Raw genomic sequence first — 21288 nt, 5'->3', positions numbered from 1 at the left:
TTATTAAGGGAGTAGTGATGAACAAATTAACGTTGTTTCGTTTGTTGTGCAGTTTCTGGATCATTTTCGCTTTATCTGGCTGTGGGTATAACGATATTCAGTCGGATGATGAAAATGTTAATGCCACCTGGGCTGAGGTATTAAACCAATATCAACGACGAGCCGATCTGGTTCCTAATCTCGTAGCCAGCGTTAAAGGGTATGCCGCCCACGAGTCGGAAGTATTCGCACAGATTGCTGAAGCCAGAGCAAAAATAGGCGGATTGCCAAATATGCAGCAGGCTCCGCAGGATGAGCAAAGCATTAAGCAGTTTCAGCAAGCACAGGCCAGCATGAGTAGTGCGCTATCACGTTTGCTGGTTGTTAATGAGAAATACCCAGACCTGAAATCCGATCAGCTTTATACCAATCTGATGGTACAACTCGAGGGGACGGAGAATCGGATTGCGGTTGCTCGCCATCGTTATGTACAAGCGGTGCAAACTTATAACACCCGCATTAGAACGTTTCCTAACAACCTGACGGCTAGCTGGAAAGGATATAAGCCTAAACTCACTTTTCAACCTGAAAATATCGAATCTATTAGCACGGCACCAAAGATAGATTTCTCAACCCCTTCAACGGCAAAATAAGGCGAAACGGATGCGCTTTTTCGGATATGGAATGATTCTGCTGTTATCACTGATGAGCGGCAGTCTATTTGCTAAAGAAATACCGATTCCTGCGTTAACTCAAAGAGTGACTGATTTAACCGATACGATTACGAATAGTGAAAGTGCGCAGATATCTAATCAGATTGTTAATTTCGAAAATAAAACGGGCCATCAACTTGCGGTTTTAGTGGTAAAAACCACGGGCGAGGAAACTATCGAACAATATGCCACGCGTGTTTTTGAACAGTGGAAATTGGGAGATAAGAAACGTGATGATGGCTTATTACTGCTCATCGCCAAGCAAGATCATACTCTGCGATTAGAAGTGGGGTATGGGTTGGAAGGCGAGATGACGGATGTTGACGCGGCAAATGTGTTAGATAGATACATCGTCCCGTTGTTTAAGAAAAATCAGTTTGCGCAGGGAATTAGCTCCGGCATTGAGCGGGTGACGTTTAAGCTCACCAGTGAAAAAACGGCTGATGGAAGTGCGTCGGAAGGCGTTTCTGCAGCAACGACGCCCAATCGAACGAATACAACCGTTTCTAAAGCAAGAAGAACCATCAGCCATATGCCATCGAGTCCGTATGGGGTTTATGTGTGGATTGTCGGCATATTGCTTTTACTTAAGTTAACTGCGAGAAGTAGTAAGGTTATTTTACCGGCATTATGGGGCGGTATAGGGATGGGGATTGGCAACGTTGTCTATCAATCTGTTTGCCTCTTGCTTAAACCCACACCTTTTAAATTGAGTTCTCTTGAACCGACGTTTTCTATTTTCTTCGGTATTTTCATGTTTATCGTTTTTTTAATACTTCCGTTTCTTAAGGGATGGAGTTCGGTTCAGTCCTCGAGGCAGAGAAATGGCTGGGAAAGTGAACGCTCTTCGAGTTCTTCATCAACCTTTGGTGGAGGCGGAGGAAGCAGCGGCGGCGGCGGTGCGAGTAGCCGCTGGTGATTCGTTATCTTTCTCAGTGATATAACACGATAAGAGCAGTAAGAATGGCTATCAGCTAAGTTTTATCAGACCGCAACCAATAACGTTGCGGTTTTTTTATCACTCATATATGGCTAATTTGGCTTTTCCCTCCATTTCCATCTAATTTTTTGAATAAAGAAAGTAATGGGTATAAATCCTACAAATCCACATTCTGTGTGCCATTGGAGTTAATGAAACGTTACCTCTCATACTTATTAAGGGGTAAATATTGACTAAATAGTTCTCTTTTTTGATTTGACTCAATATGAGCAGGGTTTTAACTGCTAGTTTGCCGCTGACAAAAACATCATTGAAGCAATGAGGATGGCAATGGACGTCAGTCGCAGACAGTTTTTTAGAATCTGCGCCGGCGGGATGGCTGGTACAACAGCGGCAGTTTTAGGGTTCACTCCTAGTCTGGCGCTGGCGGAGTCGCGTAACTATAAGTTGCTGCGAGCAAAAGAAACACGCAACTCCTGTACCTATTGTTCTGTTGGTTGTGGGTTATTGATGTATAGCCTTGGTGATGGTGCCAAGAATGCTAAATCAACGATTTTCCATATCGAAGGGGACCCGGATCATCCGGTAAACCGAGGCGCGCTTTGCCCGAAAGGTGCTGGCCTATTGGACTATGTCCATAGCGAAAATCGCCTGCGTTACCCAGAATACCGTGCCCCGGGTTCTGATAAGTGGCAGCGCATTAGCTGGGACGATGCTTTTGATCGTATCGCCAAGCTGATGAAAAACGACCGTGATAAGAATTTTGAAACCACAAACGCCGAAGGCGTAACGGTCAATCGCTGGCTCTCCACCGGCATGTTGTGCGCCTCTGCGGCCAGCAACGAAACCGGTATGCTAACGCAAAAATTTGCCCGCTCTCTGGGCATGCTGGCGGTTGATAACCAAGCGCGCGTCTGACACGGACCAACGGTAGCAAGTCTTGCTCCAACATTTGGTCGCGGTGCGATGACCAACCACTGGGTTGATATCAAAAACGCCAACGTTGTGATGGTGATGGGCGGCAATGCCGCTGAAGCGCATCCGGTGGGATTCCGCTGGGCGATGGAAGCCAAAAACAATAACGATGCCACGCTGATCGTGGTCGATCCGCGCTTTACCCGCACCGCATCGGTCGCGGATATCTATGCGCCGATTCGTTCCGGCACCGACATTACTTTCCTGTCGGGCGTGCTGCTGTACCTGATTTCCAATAACAAAATCAACGCTGAATACGTCAAGAATTACACGAACGCCAGCCTGCTGGTACGTGATGATTTTACATTTGAAGACGGCCTATTTAGCGGTTATGACGAATCAAAACGTCAGTATGACAAAACGACGTGGAACTATCAGTTCGACGAAAATGGTTATGCCAAACGAGACGATACCTTGCAGCATCCACGCTGCGTGTGGAATCTGTTGAAAGAGCATGTCAGCCGTTATACGCCGGATGTGGTAGAAAATATCTGTGGTACGCCAAAGGCCGACTTCCTCAAGGTGTGTGAAGTATTGGCCTCAACCAGCGCCGCAGACCGCACTACGACGTTCCTGTACGCGCTGGGTTGGACTCAGCACACCGTGGGCGCGCAGAACATTCGTACCATGGCGATGATTCAGCTGTTGCTGGGCAATATGGGGATGGCTGGCGGTGGTGTTAACGCCCTGCGTGGTCACTCTAATATTCAGGGGCTTACCGATCTTGGCTTGCTGTCTACCAGCCTGCCGGGCTACTTGACGCTGCCTTCTGAAAAGCAAACTACTCTGGAAACCTATCTGGCCGCCAATACGCCAAAAGCCACGCTGCCGGGGCAGGTTAACTATTGGGGCAATTATCCTAAATTCTTCGTCAGCTTGATGAAGGCGTTCTATGGTGATGCCGCGCAGAAGGAAAACAACTGGGGCTTTGACTGGCTGCCGAAGTGGGATCAATCCTACGACGTCATGAAATATTTCCAGATGATGGATCAGGGCAAAGTGACGGGCTATATCTGCCAAGGCTTTAACCCAGTTGCGTCATTCCCGGATAAAAATAAGGTCGTCGAGTCACTTTCGAAGCTGAAATATCTGGTGATTATCGACCCTCTGGTAACAGAAACCTCAAACTTCTGGCAAAACCACGGCGAGATGAACGATGTCGATACTGCGTCTATTCAGACTGAAGTATTCCGTCTGCCATCCACCTGTTTTGCTGAAGAAGATGGTTCGATTGCCAACTCCGGTCGCTGGTTACAGTGGCACTGGAAAGGTGCGGATGCTCCTGGTGAAGCGCGTAATGACGGCGAAATTCTGGCTGGCCTCTATCAGCGTTTGCGCACCATGTATCAGAACGAAGGCGGAGCGGGCGCGGAGCCACTGCTGAAAATGGGCTGGCGCTATGAACAGCCAGACCATCCTGAATCTGAAGAAGTGGCTAAAGAAAACAACGGTTATGCCTTGGCTGATTTGTATGACGCTAACGGCACGTTACTGGCGAAAAAAGGCCAACTGTTGGATACGTTTGCTCTTCTGCGTGATGACGGAACCACGGCCAGTGCCTGCTGGATTTATGCCGGTAGCTGGACCAGCAAAGGCAACCAGATGGCAAATCGCGATAACAGCGATCCGTCCGGTTTGGGGAATACGCTGGGCTGGGCTTGGGCATGGCCGCTAAACCGCCGCATTATTTATAACCGCGCATCAGCCGATCCAATGGGTAAACCTTGGGATCCGAAGCGGATGTTGATCGAATGGAATGGTAGTAAATGGGTCGGAAACGATATTCCAGATTACAACACCGCCGCGCCGGGCAGCGGCGTCGGACCGTTTATCATGCAGCCGGAAGGGCTGGGTCGCTTGTTTGCCATCGACAAGATGGCGGAAGGGCCATTCCCTGAGCACTACGAGCCGTTTGAAACGCCGCTGGGTACTAATCCGCTGCATCCAAATGTTATCTCTAACCCAGCTGCGCGTTTGTATGAATCCGACGCTAAGCGTATGGGTGAAAAAACGGAGTTCCCTTACGTCGGTACCACCTATCGCCTGACGGAGCATTTCCATACTTGGACGAAACATGCGCGTTTAAACGCCATTGTGCAGCCTGAGCAGTTTGTGGAAATCAGCGAAGGCTTGGCGAAGGCGAAAGGAATTACTCATGGCGATACGGTTAAGGTCAGCAGCAAGCGTGGATTTATCAAAGCCAAAGCGGTGGTCACCCGCCGTCTGAGCACGTTGCGCGTTCATGGTCAGGATGTGGAAACCATCGGTATTCCAATTCATTGGGGCTTTGAAGGCGTGGCGCGTAAAGGATTTGTGGCAAACACCCTGACTCCGTTTGTAGGCGACGCTAACTCGCAAACGCCAGAGTACAAGGCGTTTTTAGTTAACGTGGAAAAGGTATAAGGAGCCGAACTTATGTCCATGCAATCACAAGACATTATTAAGCGTTCGGCGACCAATGCCTTAACGCCGCCGCCGCAGGCTCGCGATTACAAGGAAGAGGTTGCCAAGCTCATTGACGTCTCAACCTGTATTGGCTGTAAAGCCTGTCAGGTCGCTTGCTCAGAGTGGAATGACATCCGTGATGAAGTAGGGCACTGCGTTGGGGTTTATGATAACCCAGCCGATTTGAGCGCCAAGTCATGGACGCTGATGCGTTTCTCTGAAGTAGAGCAAAACGGCAAGCTAGAGTGGCTGATCCGTAAAGATGGCTGTATGCATTGTACCGATCCGGGCTGTCTGAAGGCATGCCCATCGGCGGGCGCGATCATCCAATATGCCAACGGCATCGTGGATTTTCAGTCTGAACACTGCATCGGCTGTGGCTATTGCATCGCGGGCTGTCCGTTTAACATTCCACGCCTGAACCCAGACGACAATCGTGTGTACAAATGTACGCTGTGCGTTGACCGTGTCAGCGTGGGACAGGAGCCCGCCTGCGTGAAAACCTGCCCAACCGGAGCGATTCACTTTGGCAGCAAGAAAGAGATGCTGGAAGTGGCTAGCGAGCGCGTCGAAAAACTGAAGAAACGCGGTTTTGAGCATGCGGGGATATACAATCCTGAAGGCGTTGGCGGCACACATGTGATGTATGTACTGCATCATGCGGATAAGCCAGAGCTCTATCACAATCTGCCGAAAGATCCGAAGATCGATATGGCCGTGGGTCTATGGAAAGGCGTGTTGAAGCCATTATCCGTAGCTGGGTTTATCGCCACCTTTGCAGGGCTGATTTATCACTACATCGGTATTGGCCCAAACAAAGAAGTGAGTGACGAAGAAGAGAGCGATGACGAAAAGGGGAACCATCATGAGTAAAAGCAAAATGATTGTTCGTACTAAGTTTATCGATCGCGCCTGCCATTGGACGGTAGTGATCTGTTTCTTCTTGGTTGCATTATCGGGTATTGCGCTGTTCTTCCCTACGTTGCAATGGCTAACGCAGACTTTTGGTACGCCTCAAATGGGCCGCATTATGCACCCGTTCTTTGGCGTACTGATTTTTGTGGCGCTAATGTTCATGTTCTTCCGTTTTGTGAAGCACAACATCCCTGAACGCGAAGACGTGCCGTGGGTGGTCAACATTGTTGAAGTGCTAAAAGGCAATGAGCATGAAGTCGCGGACGTAGGAAAATATAACGCCGGACAGAAGATGATGTTCTGGAGCATCATGAGCCTGATCTTCGTGCTGCTGGTGACGGGCATTATTATCTGGCGTCCGTATTTTGCTCAGCACTTCCCGATTGAGCTGGTGCGCTATTCGCTGCTGATTCACGCCGCGGTAGCTATCGTGCTGATCCACGCCATCCTGATCCATATGTATATGGCATTCTGGGTTAAGGGATCGATCAAGGGCATGGTGGAAGGTAAGGTAAGCCGCCGATGGGCGCGCAAACACCATCCGCGTTGGTATCGTGAAATCGAGGCGAAGGAAGCCGAGGAAGCGAAGGAAGGGAAACCGCAGGATTAACGCAGTTACCCGATGAAAAAGCCGCATGAAAATTGCGGCTTTTTTTATGTCCGAAAACGGTCGTGCATTAAATGAACGTAGCTCGCTAACATGCGTCACGAGAATGACATGTTGTCCGTGATGGGCAGACACATGTCTGTATATGGCCTTTAAATTTAAAATATTAACAAGCATTATAGATCCCACAAGAAGTGGTATTGCTTAAGGCCGTTAGCTATTAAGATGCAAGGTATCTGGCTACAGACGGAACTTGAGCAAAATGAGCGTAGATGTCTACTTCTTGGTATTACCGAATATGATGGTGCTGGATATTGTCGGGCCGTCAGAAACGTTACAGCTGGCAGGCGATCACTTTAAAATTCATTACATAAGCCCCAAGCAAAGCGTTCGCTGTTCTACGGGAATGATGGTTGGTGACTTAAAACCGCTGCCGGAAACGTTACCTAACGGCAGCCTGTTGGTGCTGCCCGGAGTCACCAACTCGCTGGTTGATTTTGACACTGAAGAGGCGCTGACCGCACTGGAGTGGCTCAAAGGGTGGCGAGGGAAGGTGAGTCGGCAGGAGCTCAGCATCGTATGCATCTGTTCCGGTGCATTGCTCGCGGCGAGAGCAGGTCTGTTAGACGGAATTCAATGTACGACGCACCACGATATTTTGGATCGGTTACGGGCACTGGCACCGGCAGCGTTGGTGAAAGAAAACCGCATCTTTATTGAAGATAAAGGCGTGTGCACGTGCGCTGGCATTATGGCTGGTATTGATTTAGCGCTGCACTTAGTGCACCGGTTTTGTAGCCCACAAGAAGCGATGCGTGTGGCGAGAGAGATGGTGGTTTATTTTCCACGGGCGGGCGATGATGCACAAATGTCACCGTGGCTAAGGTTTCGGCATCATCACCATCCGGTTATCCATCGTGCCCAAGATATTATTGCGATTTCGCCAGAAAAGAACTGGAACATTGAGGAGCTGGCCGCGCTTATTCACGTTAGCTCACGCCATTTGTCGCGTTTATTTCGCCAGCATCTTGGCATTAGCGTACGAGAGTTTCATGAACAGATGCGTTTGGCCATTGCGCAGCAATATATCCAAAGTGGCATGGGCGTTGAAAAAGCGGCTTTGGTTGCCGGTTTCTCTTCTGCTCGCCAATTACGTCGAGCGAAAATGCGTGCAGAAGAATAGCGTATCATTTACTTCATAATATTTTCGCATTCTTGATAATCATTTTTTAGCTTCAAACTATCGGTATTAAATCGCTCCGAGGGAGCGATCTATTCAAAAAACAGAGAGTCGCTCTCCTAGCGCTAGAGATGTTATCTGTAATTTTACGGTGAATCTTGACGCTAGAGCCATATCTCCGTGACGTAAAGGTTATGAATTAATAAATTTTAAAATATGTTTTTAATAAAATGAGAGAGCGTGGATATGGAAAGTAATATCAGTCAGTCAGCTGTTGTTTCTCAGCAATTTGCCGTTATTGTCGACCCATTTTCTAGCGGTGCTCTATTAGCCGCTGAGTTTAAGAAACGTGGCTTAGAGTGCATAGCGCTAATATCTCAGAAAAACATTCCTGCGGTATTTGCAGGATCATACCGCCGTGATGATTTCTTCATGGAAATTCGCTTCGACGGTAATGTGAAAAAGATCTCCAACGTTTTGCGCCAGTTAGATATTCGTGCCGTGGTGTCTTGCTTAGAAACCAGCGTGGCTTTGGCGGATCGTGTGGCTAACTTGCTAGACGTTCCGGGCAATAACGTATTTACCAGCGAAAGACGTCGCGACAAATTTGCCATGGGCGAAGCGGTGCGTGCCGCTGGTTTACGCGCCCCACTGCAAAAAATGAGCGCGAGCGAAGACGAAATCATTCGCTGGGTTGCAGAACATAACGTATTCCCTGTGGTGGTTAAACCGGTAAATTCGGCTGGCTCAGATTGCGTAACGATTTGCCACGATCTGGATGAGGTGAAATACGCATGCTCGCTGATTTTAGGTAAGTTGAATAAATTCGAGCAGGAGAATGCTTTCGTACTGGTACAGGAGTTTCTGGATGGCCATGAATATGTGGTCGACACCGTGACACTTAATGGCCAAACCGTTACCTGTAACGTATTCGTGTATGAGAAAGTCGCTGCTAACAACGTCGCTTTTGTTTATCGCGCTATTCGTGCGCTAGAGCTCGACGACCCGATTGCCCAAAAGCTGATTGCCTATAACGATCAGGTACTGAAGGCGTTAGATATTCACCAAGGTGCAGGGCACAGCGAAATTATTATTAGCAACGGAGAACCTGTGCTAGTGGAAGTCGGTGCGCGTATGCACGGTGGCAATATTCCATCGGTTGTGCAGAAATGTGCGAAATGGTCCCAAATTGAATTGCTCGTTGATTCTTATATCGATCATCCTTCGTTCCATCGCCGCGCTAAAGAACCATTGAATCTGGATAGAAAAATTCTTATTCATTTCTATATTTCGGGTGAAGGTGGAAAAGTAAAAGCGATTCGTGGACAAAGCGTTGTCGAGAATTTGCCATCCTATTTTGATGCCTTTTGGTACGTTAAACCGGGTGAGTCTATTGCTGAAACGGTTGATTTATATACCTGCCCGCTCAAAGTTATTCTTACTCACGATAATGCTCAACAGATTGAAGACGATAAAAAACTTTTGTTAAAGCTAGAACAAGAGAATCTGATTTTTGAAGTGTAGTTATTTCTGATTATATATTTAAAGGATTGATAAATGAAAAAGATAGCTGTGCTGACTAATGATCTGCAATATGACTTGGTAGAGAAAAACCCTGAGCGTGTTGCCGCCGTGGATGCATTTAAAGAGCGCTTTGTTTCATTCATGAATAATATGCGTGAAATGGGGCATATGATTGTTCATCTACAACTGGTTAACTTGCCTGATGACCCTAATGTAGAGCGCTATAATGGTTTCCTTCCGGTACAGAAAGGAACTCATGGTGCGGAGATTATTAGTGAGTTTTTGCATCCTGCGGATATTGTGGTTGAAAAGAATAAAGACAGCGGTTTTTATGAAACCGAGTTGGATAATATTTTGAAGCAGAATGATGTGGATACGGTCATTATCACCGGCATGCAGACTCAAATCTGTGTTCAAACGACAGCGGCTGATGCATTTTTCCGTGGCTATAACGTTTGGGTTCCCACTGACGGCGTAGTTTCGGCCCGTGATGAAGATAAAGAAAGAGCGCTAACCTGGCTTGCTGGATATTGTGCCACCGTATGTTCTAGCGATGAGATTTTGCATACGCTGGTGGACAAAGGTCACTTACCCCGTAAAGAAGTTAAAATCCCTTAATTTATATTGAGTGAGCAATAAATGAACCAGCAGGACAAGATTGTTCTCGATCACGGAACGGGTGCGAAATTAAGTCAGGATCTTATTCGTACCATGACAGAACTTCTCGGTGATGTGCATATTGGTAAAATGGAAGACAGTGCGGTTCTCAATATTGGTAATAACAAAATTGCCATGACAACCGATTCATTTGTTGTTTCTCCTGTTTTTTTCGGCAACGGTGATATTGGAAAAATAGCCGTATGCGGAACGGTAAACGATTTGGCCGTAATGGGAGCCAAACCTTTATTTATCACTTTGGCGATGATTATCGAGGAAGGTTTCTTAATTGAGGATCTGAAACGTATTATTATTTCCATCCGTGATACTGCTCGTGAAGCCGGTGTGAAGATTGTGGCGGGAGATACCAAAGTTGTTGGGCGCGGTGAGGCGGATAAAATATTCCTCAATACGACCGGCATTGGCACTTTCGAGCGAGAGCCTCTAAGCATGTTGAACGTGCGTAGCGGCGATAAAATTATCCTCAGTGGTAATATTGGCGATCACTCTATTCATTTACTTTCCATTCGTGAAGGTTTGGGATTTGAGCAACGCGTTAAGAGCGATTGTGCGCCGCTTAATAATATTATCGAAGCATTACTCAGTTCCTCTTTGGCTTCAGCAGTCGTATCCATGCGCGATGTCACCCGCGGTGGCTTCAGTGAAGTTATGCATGAATACAGCCAGTCGACAGGACATGTCGTGTGTTGTGATGAAGCACGATTACCTATTCAAGCCGAAACGCGTATGGCTGCCGATATGTTAGGGGTTAACCCTATTCATTTAGCTAACGAAGGTTGCTTGTGCCTATTTGTTCGTTCTGAACATGCAGACGAAGTTGTGAATTTCCTGCATGAGTTTGAACAATCAAAAAATGCGACCATCGTGGGGGAAGTGAGCATCGAGGCAGGCTGCCAAGTATTGATGCGTCAGAGTGATGGTGATTCTTACACGTTGGAGCAATTGGTTGGGGCTGAATTGCCACGCCTTTGCTAATCCCCGTCATATTTGAAACGGTATCGGCGTTGGCTAGGCTCGCTTACCCGAACGACTGACGAGAGTAAGCTCATCAGGATGAACGGAATACATGAGAGGCCGATACCCATTCAATTATTTAGGGCATAGCGAAATATTTCCGTAGCGGGTCAGGTTATCTCGTTTATTGACCCGCCTTTTTCAACTATCTGTTCTTAATACTATGGCTATTTAGCCATTAAAATTGCAAAGAAATACATTATGTATACACACAAACAGATAAGAGTGAACGGAGTCGTACAAGGGGTTGGATTTCGCCCTTTTGTACATAAGATTGCATTAATTAACGATCTATTTGGATGGGTGTTAAATGATTCCCAAGGTGTACTTATTGAAGTACAGGGAAGCGTTGAAAATTATGCCAAGTTTAAACGACAGCTATTAGAAGATAAGCCGCCGATGGCGAGCATTATTTCCTGCGTAGAAACGAGCTTCGAAACGAATCACGAAACGGCCGCAATTAAATACACTTCATTTTTAATTAAAGAAAGCCTAGAGAAATTAAATACTACGACGATAGTTCCCCCCGATGCCAATGTGTGCCTTGACTGCGTCAGGGAAATGTTTGACCGCACCAATCGTCGTTATTTATATCCATTCATTAACTGTACCAACTGCGGCCCGCGTTTTTCTCTGATTGAAGATATGCCTTACGACCGTAAGAACACCACCATGGCCTCTTTTACCATGTGTGATAGCTGTTTGGCGGAGTATCAGGATGTTGCCGACCGCCGTTACCACGCTCAGCCGAATGCGTGTCCTGACTGTGGGCCGCGAGCATGGCTTGCTGATACCGCAGGTCAAGAGATATTGCATCCTGAGCCGTTGGCTCAGGCTCGCTGCATGCTGCGTGATGGAAAAATTCTGGCGGTGAAATCACTGGGTGGCTTTCATCTTTCTGTGGATGCGACACAGGAAAGCGCCATCAAATTATTACGCCAGCGTAAGCGACGGGATGACAAGCCGTTTGCCATTATGGTCAAAGACATGGCTACCGTGCGCCGTTTTTGTGAGGTCAGCGCTGAGGAAGAACGCTATCTACAATCACACCAGCGCCCCATTGTCATCTTGAAAAAACGCAGTGATTGTTCGCTGCCTGACGCTATTGCCCCAGCTAACCCATCACTTGGCGTTATGCTGCCTTCCGCGCCGTTGCACTATTTGTTGCTGGATGACGCCGCGCTGCCTGCCTTAGTCATGACCAGTGCCAACCGTTCTGGCAACCCGATTGTGTTTCGCAATGAAGATGCGGTGGCGGAATTAGGGCAAATTGCAGACGTTTTTTTATTCCATAACCGCGATATTCATACCCGTGTCGATGATTCTCTGGTTCGTTTGGTTCCTACCCGTGATGGTGAAACATTGACGACGTTTGTTCGCCGCTCGCGCGGCTTTGCACCTTATCCGGTCAACGTGGGGCAAACGCTGCGTCCCATCATGGCCGTGGGTGCGGAGTTGAAAACCACGTTAGCACTCTCAAAAGGTGAACAGGTTTATTTAAGCCAGCACATTGGCGATCTCAAAAATGATAAGGCTTTTGACGCACATGAACTGTGTGGCAAAACGCTCGGTCATCTACTGGATATTCAGCCGACGGCTTGGGCTGCGGATATGCACCCACAGTTTCGTTCAACTCGTCACATCGAAGAGAGCAGCAATTTACCTCTGTATCGCGTTCAGCATCATCACGCACATATGGCGTCTTGTATGGCTGAAAATGGTTTGCAAGGCCAAACCATCGGCGTGGTGTTTGACGGCACTGGCTATGGTGATGATGGCACGATCTGGGGCGGTGAGTTTTTGCTGGGCGACTACAAAAGCGCACATCGCATTGCTAGCCTGCATCCGTTTGGGCTTCCGGGTGGAGACAAAGCGGTTAAAGAGCCATATCGCGTTGCGCTAAGCCTGCTATTTGAAACTTTTGGTGATGATGCAAGGCACCTACCGTTGCCGTTTTTAAGTGAGCTACAGGCAGACCAAATCAATGTGTTGATGACTATGCTGAGCCGCGGAATTAATACCGTGAAAACGTCCAGCATGGGGCGATTATTTGATGGTGTGTCGGCGCTTATCGGCGTGCGCAGCAAAATTGAATATGAGGCGCAGGCCGCTATTGAGCTTGAAGGTTTACTGGGGCGCGATCTTTCCAGCGCTGAGATTTTTGCCTATGGCTTTGTCGGCGATCAAGGTGTGATTCGATTGGATTATCGTCCCATGATTGCCGAAATTGTGGGCTGTTTGATTAACGGCTCACAGGATGCTGCGCATCTCTCACGCCGTTTCCACGCCACGATTGTGGCCGCCACGCAGAGGCTGTGCCAGCTTCTTTCCGAAGCCTACAACACCAGCCAATTTGTTCTCAGCGGTGGCGTATTCATGAATGAATATCTGCTAGCCAATACTTACACGGCGCTAAAAAACAGTGGTTTTCGTCCCTTCGTTCAGCAGCAGGTTCCTGCCAACGATGGCGGTATAGCCTTGGGGCAGTTGATGGTTGCCAACGCCCAGATGGAGTCTTAATAACATGGCCCCTTTTGATAACGATCTTTCTCGACAGTTTGGTATTGAGTCCAACGCACGAACTTATTCGCGCACGATTAATTGCAACATTGTGCGCGGGCAAGGCTCTTTATTGTTTGATGAGCAAGGACATCGGTATATCGATTGTTTGGCTGGCGCAGGCACTCTTGCGACCGGACATAATCACCCTGAAATAGTCTCTTGCCTGACCTCTTTTTTAACCAGCGGGCAGATTTTGCATGGGCTAGATATGGTGACGCCGGCTAAGCGGATTTTTAGCGAAAAGGTGATTACCGCTTTTCCTGAGCAATGGCGTAACGATCTGAAAATTCAGTTCTGCGGTCCAACGGGCGCAGATGCTGCCGAGGCCGCGATTAAGCTGTTTAAGACCGCCACGGGGCGCAGCAATATTATCGCGTTTCACGGTGCTTATCATGGGATGACCTGTGGTGCCTTATCGATGACGGGCAATCTAAAGGTGAAAGACCCTATTCAGAACTTGATGCCGGGCGTTCATTTTCTGCCTTATCCGTACCTGTTCCGAAGCCCGTACGGCGTGGGTGCCGAAGAGACGATTGATATCTCTCTCCATCATATCCGACAAACGTTAGTCGACCCTGAAAGTGGGATTAGCAAACCTGCGGCGATGATCGTTGAGGCGATTCAGGGGGAGGGAGGATGTATACCTGCTCCTCTGCGCTGGCTAAAAGGGCTAAGAGAGATTTGCACCGAGCTCGATATTCCTCTGATCCTCGATGAAGTTCAGTCTGGCATTGGGCGTTCGGGGGCGATGTTTGCCTTTGAATTGGCCGATATTCAGCCTGACGCCGTTTTACTCTCCAAAGCGATTGGCGGCGGATTGCCGATGTCTTTGCTGGTCTACCACCAGAAGTACGATCGCTGGGCTCCAGGCGCACACACCGGAACGTTTCGTGGAAATCAACTGGCGATGATTGCCGGAACCGCGACGCTGGAGATTATAGAGCGCGAGCAGATTTTGGAACAAACCAAGCTCAAAGGTGCCGTGCTGATGCATATGCTCGAAGGATTGAAAGTACGCCATGCATCAATAGGAGACGTGCGCGGAACCGGTTTGATGGTCGGCATTGAGCTGGTTGATATAAGAGGGGAGAGCGATAAATTCGGCCGCTTCCCTCCCAACGGCGACTTGGCCACGCGCGTGAAACGTCGCTGTTTTGAGCATGGTTTGATTGTTGAAACGGGAGGGCGGCATGGCGCAGTGGTGCGCTTACTTCCCGCTCTGACGATTGAGACAGCGTTGCTTGAGGAGGCGGTATGTATTCTCGACCAAGCCTTAGGCGATGAGAGCTAATCTCCAATCTATCTATTGATTGGATCTGTTTATAACGATAGCCCCGCTAAAACGGTGGGGCACAAAACATCACTGACAGGCTAGGGGAAGGAATATGGGGAACGTTGATAGTCAAAAAGGCAGCCGTTTCGGCGTCGGCTATATATTGGTGTTTAATCTGCTGTCTGGGATACAGGCGGTCTATTTATCGGGGCTGCTGCAAAAGGCGAATCTGTTTGCCACCATCACTATTACGTTTTTCTTTGTCAGCGTTTTTTTTCTGGGCGTGTCTTTGTTTTATAAAGAGAAGAAAAGCATACCGACGGCACCGGCCGCTAAATTTTATAACGTACTCGCGATTAACCTGACCACCGCGGGAAGTTGGCTGGGATTCTTCGTGGCGCTGAAATATATTGAACCGGCGGTGGTGTCTGCCCTTGCGAATGCAATTGGTCCAATGCTGACGCTGTTTATTACCGTGAAAATTGCTAAAAGCGACAAACTGAGCCGAGCTGAGATCTTCTCTGCTATCGGTGTGTTTGTCTGTATGTTGCTAATGATCCGTTCCACGATGAACGGTACCAGCGCATTGGGGAATATCTCCCGCGATCACGCCATTATCGGGATTGGCATGGCATTTTTGTGCGGTCTTTCAATGGTGCTGAATACCATATTCTCAAAACGGTTGAATAATCAGGGTGTAAAACCCCATAGCATCATGACATTTCGCTTCGTTTTGATTGTGTTGGTGGGTGTTTATATTGCGGGTTATGACGAAATCATGGCGACGCTACATCAGTATTGGCTGACGTTGTTGATTGTGGCGATGTTAGGGAATGTGTTGCCGCTTTATATCTTGCAGGTCGGGATTAGTAAAGTACCGCCGCTGGTCGTTTCGTTCGCACTGGTATTAGCTCCGCTGTTTTATTTCCTGTCGCAGCAGTTTAGCGCCCGCATCGCGTTTTCTGCAGAAACGCTGATTTTTATCCTGTGCTCGTTAATGTTTTTATCCTACGGCATTATTGCGAAGTCGAAAGCTAAAGCGATGGCTGAAAAAGCCTTGCTGGCTGAATGAGTGTCTGCAAAACCTTATTGCGAATGCCATTGTTGGGATAACCACCTCAGATGAGGTGGTTTTTTTGCATGTAGTAATTTTTACTTATCAGCAGCGATACGTTCACGGATGTGCTGTGCACGTTCGGTTGATGGTGGGTGAGAATCAAACATGCTGCCTTTACGGTTGCCTTCTAACTGCGCCAATTTTTCAAAGCTCGTGGCCAAGCCTAAGGTATTTAGCTTACGTTTTTTCAGATAATCGTAAGAGAAGTCATCGGCTTCTGACTCTTGGTGCTGTGAGAACTGAGAGTTAATCAGGGCTTCACCCAGATCGGCTAACTGAGTTTGGGACAACTCTGCGGCAACACCGCTTGTGGAAGCTACGGCGGTACGTGCTGCAACGGTGCCATAGGCAACTTTCATTGCTTTCAAGCTGTGACCCAGTGCGACGTGACCCATTTCGTGACCTAAAACGCCTTCAACTTCTTCGTCGGTCATCATATCCATCAGCCCGCTATAAACACGAATGCAGCCGTTGGCCATTGCCCATGCGTTAACATCGTCAGTCATATAGACTTTATAGTTAACTGGCATGCCGTTGATGTTATTGCCCATTGCCTTAGCAATTTTATTTAAACGTTTAGTGTACTTGCTTTTGCTGCTGGCGATTTGGCTTTGGTTATCCATCTCTTTGCAAGACTTGTTAGCGATAGCTTTAGCATCATCATCGGACAGAGTGGCTGCTTGAACAGCCTGTACGCCAGATTGAGCCATCATTTGAGTATTTACATTCTTACAGCCTGCTAATAATGCGGTAGTGACCGCAATCGCAATGATTGTTTTAAGCTTCATTATCTTTATCTTCCGTTGACAAATGATAGGTTAATTGGATGATTTACATAAAATAAAATCATCTGATGCTATCACTAGGTCAAGAACGCAAATAGTTAATTGAATATTAAGTCAGAGGCAATTTAGCAGGAAAAAAAAGAGGATGAAGCAGGGCGAAAAGGCTCCGAATTGTATCGGAGCCTGAGAGTGTTATTGCTCTGCTGCGATACGATCGCGGATATGTTGAGCGCGGGCCTGAGAGGATGGATGATCGTCAAACATACTGCTTTGACGTCCGGCTTCCTGAGAGGCGAGTTTGTCGAAACTGGTCGCCAATCCAATCGGATTAATGCCGCGTTTCTTCAGCAGGTCGAACGAGTAGTCGTCGGCTTCACTTTCCTGTTTTTGGGAGAACTGGGAATTCACCAGTTTTTCACCCAGATCGGCCAGCTGTGATTGAGAAAGCTGTGCGCCGATACCGCTGCTGGCCGCGATGGCTGTGCGTGCTGCTGTCGTAGCATAGGCTACCTGCATAGCTTTACGTGAGTGCCCCAAGGCGACGTGCCCCATTTCGTGACCAAGAACACCTTCGACTTCATTATCGTTCATCATGTCCATCAGACCGCTGTATACGCGCACACAACCGTTAGCCATTGCCCATGCGTTGACATCTTTAGTAACGTAGACTTTATAGTTAACTGGGGTACCATTGATATCGCTGCCCAATGCTTTAGATATAGTGGCTAACCGTTTGGCGTAAGTACTGTCTGCAGGTGCAATTTGATTCTTGCTGTCCATTTCGGCACATGATTGTTCACTCAGGGCTTTTACCTGCGCATCTGAAAGCGTTGCGGCTTGAAATGCTTGTGCACCCGATTGCATCAGTCCCTCAGTGTTCATGTTTTGACAGCCGCTGAGGAAGGTGGAGGCTGTTAGAGCAATAAGCGGAAGTGTTATTTTGTTCATGTTATTTTCCTTTGGTGCAGTCTTTCCAGAGATTGAAGGTCGATCTGTGGTAGTGTATCCAGCGCAAAATGGGCTGTCATTGAGTATGTATTTTGTCGATGCAGACTCCATATGAAAGCGGATTAATCTGCTATTTACAGGGACTAAATGAGACTTGATGCATTCATTTGGCCTTAGGGATTGCTGTTTTCATACGTAGTCTGAGAAAATACCTCGAACCCTGTTTCTTTAAATCCGACTTGGAGTAGAACATGTCCTCTCGTAAAGAGCTTGCCAATGCGATCCGTGCACTCAGTATGGACGCTGTGCAGAAAGCCAATTCTGGTCACCCAGGTGCCCCTATGGGGATGGCTGATATCGCGGAAGTCCTGTGGCGCGATTACATGAATCACAACCCGACCAATCCAAATTGGGCCGATCGTGACCGCTTCGTGCTATCAAACGGCCATGGCTCCATGTTGATTTATAGCCTGCTGCACCTCACAGGTTATGACCTGCCAATCACTGAGCTGGAAAACTTCCGTCAGTTACATTCTAAAACCCCAGGCCACCCAGAATACGGTTACACCCCAGGTGTTGAAACGACCACTGGCCCATTGGGTCAGGGCATCGCAAACGCGGTAGGTATGGCGATTGCTGAGCGTACTTTAGCTGCGCAGTTTAACCGTCCTGGTCATGAAATCGTTAACCACCACACCTATGCATTCTTGGGTGACGGTTGCATGATGGAAGGCATTTCTCACGAAGTTTGCTCTCTGGCGGGTACTTTGAAGCTGGGCAAACTGACTGCGTTCTACGATGACAACGGTATTTCCATCGATGGTCATGTTGAAGGCTGGTTCACTGATAACACCGCTGAGCGCTTCGAAGCTTACGGCTGGCACGTTATCCGTGGCGTAGACGGTCACAACAGCGACGCTATCAAAGCGGCAATCGAAGACGCACGTAAAGTCACCGATAAGCCATCACTGCTGATGTGCAAAACGACTATCGGTTTCGGTTCTCCGAACAAAGCGGGCTCTCATGAAGCTCACGGTGCTCCATTGGGCGCGGCTGAAATCGAAGCCACCCGTAAAGCTCTGTGCTGGAACTATGCTCCATTTGAAATCCCACAGGAAATCTATTCTCAGTGGGATGCTAAAGAAGCAGGTAAAGCGAAAGAAAGCGCTTGGGATCAGAAATTCGCTGCTTATAAGGCTGCATTCCCTGAACTGGCTGCTGAGTTCAAACGTCGCGTAAGCGGTGAACTGCCTGCTAACTGGGCTGAAGAATCCAAGAAATTCATCGACCACCTGCAAGCAAACCCAGCCAAAATTGCTAGCCGTAAAGCGTCTCAGAATGCACTGGAAGCCTTCGGTAAAGTGCTGCCAGAATTTCTGGGCGGTTCTGCTGACTTGGCTCCTAGCAACCTGACCATGTGGTCTGGTTCTAAGCCGTTGAACGAAGATCTGGCCGGTAACTACATCCATTATGGTGTACGTGAATTCGGTATGTCTGCCATCATGAACGGTATTGCTCTGCATGGCGGTTTCCTGCCATACGGTGCAACTTTCCTGATGTTCATGGAATATGCGCGTAACGCCGTACGTATGGCCGCGCTGATGAAAATTCGCAATATCTTCGTTTATACCCATGACTCTATCGGTCTGGGCGAAGATGGCCCAACTCACCAGCCTGTTGAGCAGATGGCTAGCCTGCGCGTAACGCCAAATATGAACACTTGGCGCCCATGCGATCAGGTTGAGTCTGCGGTTGCGTGGCAGTTCGCTATTCAGCGCAACGATGGCCCATCTGCGCTGATCTTCTCTCGCCAGAATTTGGCTCAGATGGATCGTACTCCAGAGCAGGTTGCTAATATTTCTCGCGGTGGTTACATCCTGAAAGATTGCGCGGGTCAGCCAGAGCTGATCTTCATCGCTACCGGTTCTGAAGTTGAACTAGCAATGAACGCAGCAGAGCAGCTAACCGCTGAAGGCCGCAAAGTGCGCGTAGTTTCTATGCCTGCAACGGAAGTCTTCGATAAGCAAGATGCGGCATACCGCGAATCTGTACTGCCAGCGGCAGTTACTGCGCGCGTGGCTGTTGAAGCCGGTATCGCTGACTTCTGGTACAAATACGTTGGCTTGAACGGCGCGGTGGTGGGTATGACAACCTTCGGTGAATCAGCACCGGCTGAACTGTTATTCAAAGAGTTTGGTTTCACCGTAGACAGCGTTGTTGCTAAAGCGAAAGCGCTGCTGAAGTAATTCGGTAAGCATTGTAGATAGAAACGGGATTGCCGCAGGGCAGTCCCGTTTTTTTATGCCTGATAGCGGGTGATGAAACGCGCTAATTTGTGAACTACAGCACATTTTTGGCGAAAGAAAGCGAGGCTTAACGCCCTTTTTATTGCGGTTATTTCTTTTGCTAAGGCTTTGGTTTATTCTTGGCTGAAGCGTTTCAGTTGATTGATGAAACGTCATTGTTGGGATTATGTGACCGTGGGATTTCCATCGTTTTCGATGCTGCAGTACTCTATGCTCTTGTCTTAAAACTTTTGTTTTAAACTGCGTTCGGCGCAGGGAGTGATATGACCATTCGCATCGCAATAAACGGTTTTGGCCGCATCGGGCGCAGCGTGTTACGTGCGCTATATGAATCCGGCCGACGGGTAGAGATGTCCGTGGTGGCGATCAATGAATTGGCTGATGCTGAAGGCATGGCTCATTTATTGAAATACGATACCAGTCATGGGCGCTTTGCTTGGGATGTCCGTCAAGAACGAGATACGATGTGGGTAGGTGGGGATATTATCCGCCTGCTGCATGAAAAGCAGATTGCCAATTTACCGTGGCGTGAATTGGGGGTGGATATCGTGCTTGATTGTAGCGGCGTGTATGGCAGCCGAGCTGACGGTGAGGCGCATATTGCGGCGGGAGCCCAAAAAGTGTTGTTCTCCCACCCTGGCAGTCACGACCTTGATGCCACCGTTGTTTACGGTGTGAATCAGCAGGAGTTACAACCAGAACACCACATTGTGTCTAACGCATCCTGCACGACGAACTGCATTATCCCTGTTATAAAACTGCTCGACGATGCGTTTGGCATTGAATCGGGCACGGTGACAACGATTCATTCATCAATGAACGATCAGCCGGTGATAGACGCGTACCATTCCGACCTGCGTCGGACGCGTGCAGCAAGCCAGTCGATTATACCTGTCGACACCAAACTTGCCGCAGGTATCACCCGCATATTTCCCAAGTTCTGCGATCGTTTTGAAGCGATTTCAGTGCGAGTGCCGACCATCAATGTGACGGCAATTGATTTGAGCGTTAGCGTGCAGGTGGCAGTAAAGGTGAGTGATGTCAACCACCTACTGCAAAAGGCAGCAAGCACCTCATTTCGTGGTATAGTTGACTATACAGAATTACCACTGGTTTCGACCGATTTTAACCACGACCCGCACAGTGCTATTGTTGATGGCACGCAGACGCGAGTTAGCGGTCAACACCTGATAAAAACGTTGGTCTGGTGTGACAACGAATGGGGTTTTGCCAATCGTATGTTAGATACAACGCTGGCAATGTTCCAAGCGGTTTCCAGTACGGCACAGCGGCCTGTGTTGCTGTGACGGTCAAGCAACTTTAAGAG

The 21288-nt window shown here is 48.3% G+C and carries 16 protein-coding genes; 14 read left to right on the top strand and 2 right to left on the bottom strand.

From position 1 onward, the window contains the following. The first annotated feature begins 17 nt into the window (after positions 1-17). The 12 genes from HMPREF3091_RS05865 (at position 18) to HMPREF3091_RS05805 (ending at position 15877) form a co-directional block, all read left to right on the top strand. On the top strand, positions 18-632 hold the full coding sequence (locus tag HMPREF3091_RS05865) for a LemA family protein (RefSeq protein ID WP_064575090.1): 615 nt from the start codon (positions 18-20) through the stop codon (positions 630-632). Between the two features lie 31 nt (positions 633-663). Further along, on the top strand, positions 664-1611 hold the full coding sequence (locus HMPREF3091_RS05860; RefSeq protein WP_305793954.1) for a TPM domain-containing protein: 948 nt from the start codon (positions 664-666) through the stop codon (positions 1609-1611). A gap of 351 nt (positions 1612-1962) precedes the next feature. Beyond that, positions 1963-5010 carry a formate dehydrogenase-N subunit alpha gene (gene fdnG, locus HMPREF3091_RS05850; protein ID WP_139146200.1) on the top strand — a complete coding sequence of 1016 codons (3048 nt, stop codon included), beginning with the start codon at positions 1963-1965 and terminating at the stop codon, positions 5008-5010. A 12-nt stretch (positions 5011-5022) separates the two neighbouring features. Continuing rightward, positions 5023-5925: a formate dehydrogenase subunit beta gene (fdxH, locus tag HMPREF3091_RS05845; RefSeq protein ID WP_035502638.1), complete on the top strand. Its 903-nt coding sequence runs from the start codon at positions 5023-5025 to the stop codon at positions 5923-5925. Continuing rightward, positions 5918-6577: a formate dehydrogenase-N subunit gamma gene (fdnI, locus tag HMPREF3091_RS05840; protein ID WP_070714749.1), complete on the top strand. Its 660-nt coding sequence runs from the start codon at positions 5918-5920 to the stop codon at positions 6575-6577. The genes fdxH and fdnI overlap by 8 nt, the downstream gene beginning before the upstream one ends. 259 nt (positions 6578-6836) lie before the next feature. Then, positions 6837-7757 (top strand): GlxA family transcriptional regulator, encoded by a 921-nt coding sequence (locus HMPREF3091_RS05835; protein WP_004846841.1) that lies wholly within the window; start codon positions 6837-6839, stop codon positions 7755-7757. 243 nt (positions 7758-8000) lie between these two features. Further along, positions 8001-9278, top strand: coding sequence for an ATP-grasp domain-containing protein (locus tag HMPREF3091_RS05830; protein WP_070714747.1), 1278 nt, complete (start codon positions 8001-8003; stop codon positions 9276-9278). Between the two features lie 33 nt (positions 9279-9311). After that, positions 9312-9896 (top strand): cysteine hydrolase family protein, encoded by a 585-nt coding sequence (locus HMPREF3091_RS05825; protein ID WP_070714744.1) that lies wholly within the window; start codon positions 9312-9314, stop codon positions 9894-9896. 21 nt (positions 9897-9917) lie between these two features. Next, positions 9918-10931: a hydrogenase expression/formation protein HypE gene (gene hypE, locus HMPREF3091_RS05820; RefSeq protein WP_004846847.1), complete on the top strand. Its 1014-nt coding sequence runs from the start codon at positions 9918-9920 to the stop codon at positions 10929-10931. Between the two features lie 240 nt (positions 10932-11171). Continuing rightward, positions 11172-13490, top strand: a complete 2319-nt coding sequence (gene hypF / locus HMPREF3091_RS05815) for a carbamoyltransferase HypF (protein WP_070714743.1) — start codon at positions 11172-11174, stop codon at positions 13488-13490. 4 nt (positions 13491-13494) lie between these two features. Further along, positions 13495-14823 (top strand): diaminobutyrate--2-oxoglutarate transaminase family protein, encoded by a 1329-nt coding sequence (locus HMPREF3091_RS05810; protein WP_070714741.1) that lies wholly within the window; start codon positions 13495-13497, stop codon positions 14821-14823. A 94-nt stretch (positions 14824-14917) separates the two neighbouring features. Next, the gene (locus HMPREF3091_RS05805; protein WP_070714738.1) at positions 14918-15877 is read left to right on the top strand and encodes a DMT family transporter; all 960 of its coding nucleotides are present in this window, start codon (positions 14918-14920) and stop codon (positions 15875-15877) included. A gap of 80 nt (positions 15878-15957) precedes the next feature. Here HMPREF3091_RS05805 and HMPREF3091_RS05800 read toward each other — a convergent pair whose 3' ends face one another. Both HMPREF3091_RS05800 and HMPREF3091_RS05795 read right to left on the bottom strand, forming a co-directional pair. Beyond that, on the bottom strand, positions 15958-16710 hold the full coding sequence (locus HMPREF3091_RS05800; RefSeq protein ID WP_004846854.1) for a metalloprotease LoiP: 753 nt from the start codon (positions 16708-16710) through the stop codon (positions 15958-15960). A gap of 189 nt (positions 16711-16899) precedes the next feature. Then, the gene (locus HMPREF3091_RS05795) at positions 16900-17655 is read right to left on the bottom strand and encodes a metalloprotease LoiP (protein ID WP_035502642.1); all 756 of its coding nucleotides are present in this window, start codon (positions 17653-17655) and stop codon (positions 16900-16902) included. 251 nt (positions 17656-17906) lie between these two features. On the opposite strand from HMPREF3091_RS05795, the gene tkt reads away from it, so the two are divergent. Continuing rightward, a complete protein-coding gene (gene tkt, locus HMPREF3091_RS05790) occupies positions 17907-19901 on the top strand; it encodes a transketolase (protein WP_070714736.1) in 1995 nt (664 codons plus the stop codon). Positions 19902-20224: 323 nt separating this feature from the next. Then, complete coding sequence (epd, locus tag HMPREF3091_RS05785) at positions 20225-21268, top strand: erythrose-4-phosphate dehydrogenase (RefSeq protein WP_070714734.1); 1044 nt, start codon at positions 20225-20227, stop codon at positions 21266-21268. Positions 21269-21288: the final 20 nt, after the last annotated feature.

Source organism: Hafnia sp. HMSC23F03 (assembly GCF_001816025.1).
GTDB lineage: Bacteria > Pseudomonadota > Gammaproteobacteria > Enterobacterales > Enterobacteriaceae > Hafnia > Hafnia paralvei.
The sequence above is the reverse complement of the archived record's forward strand: the minus strand, read 5'-3'. Positions and strand labels throughout refer to the sequence as shown.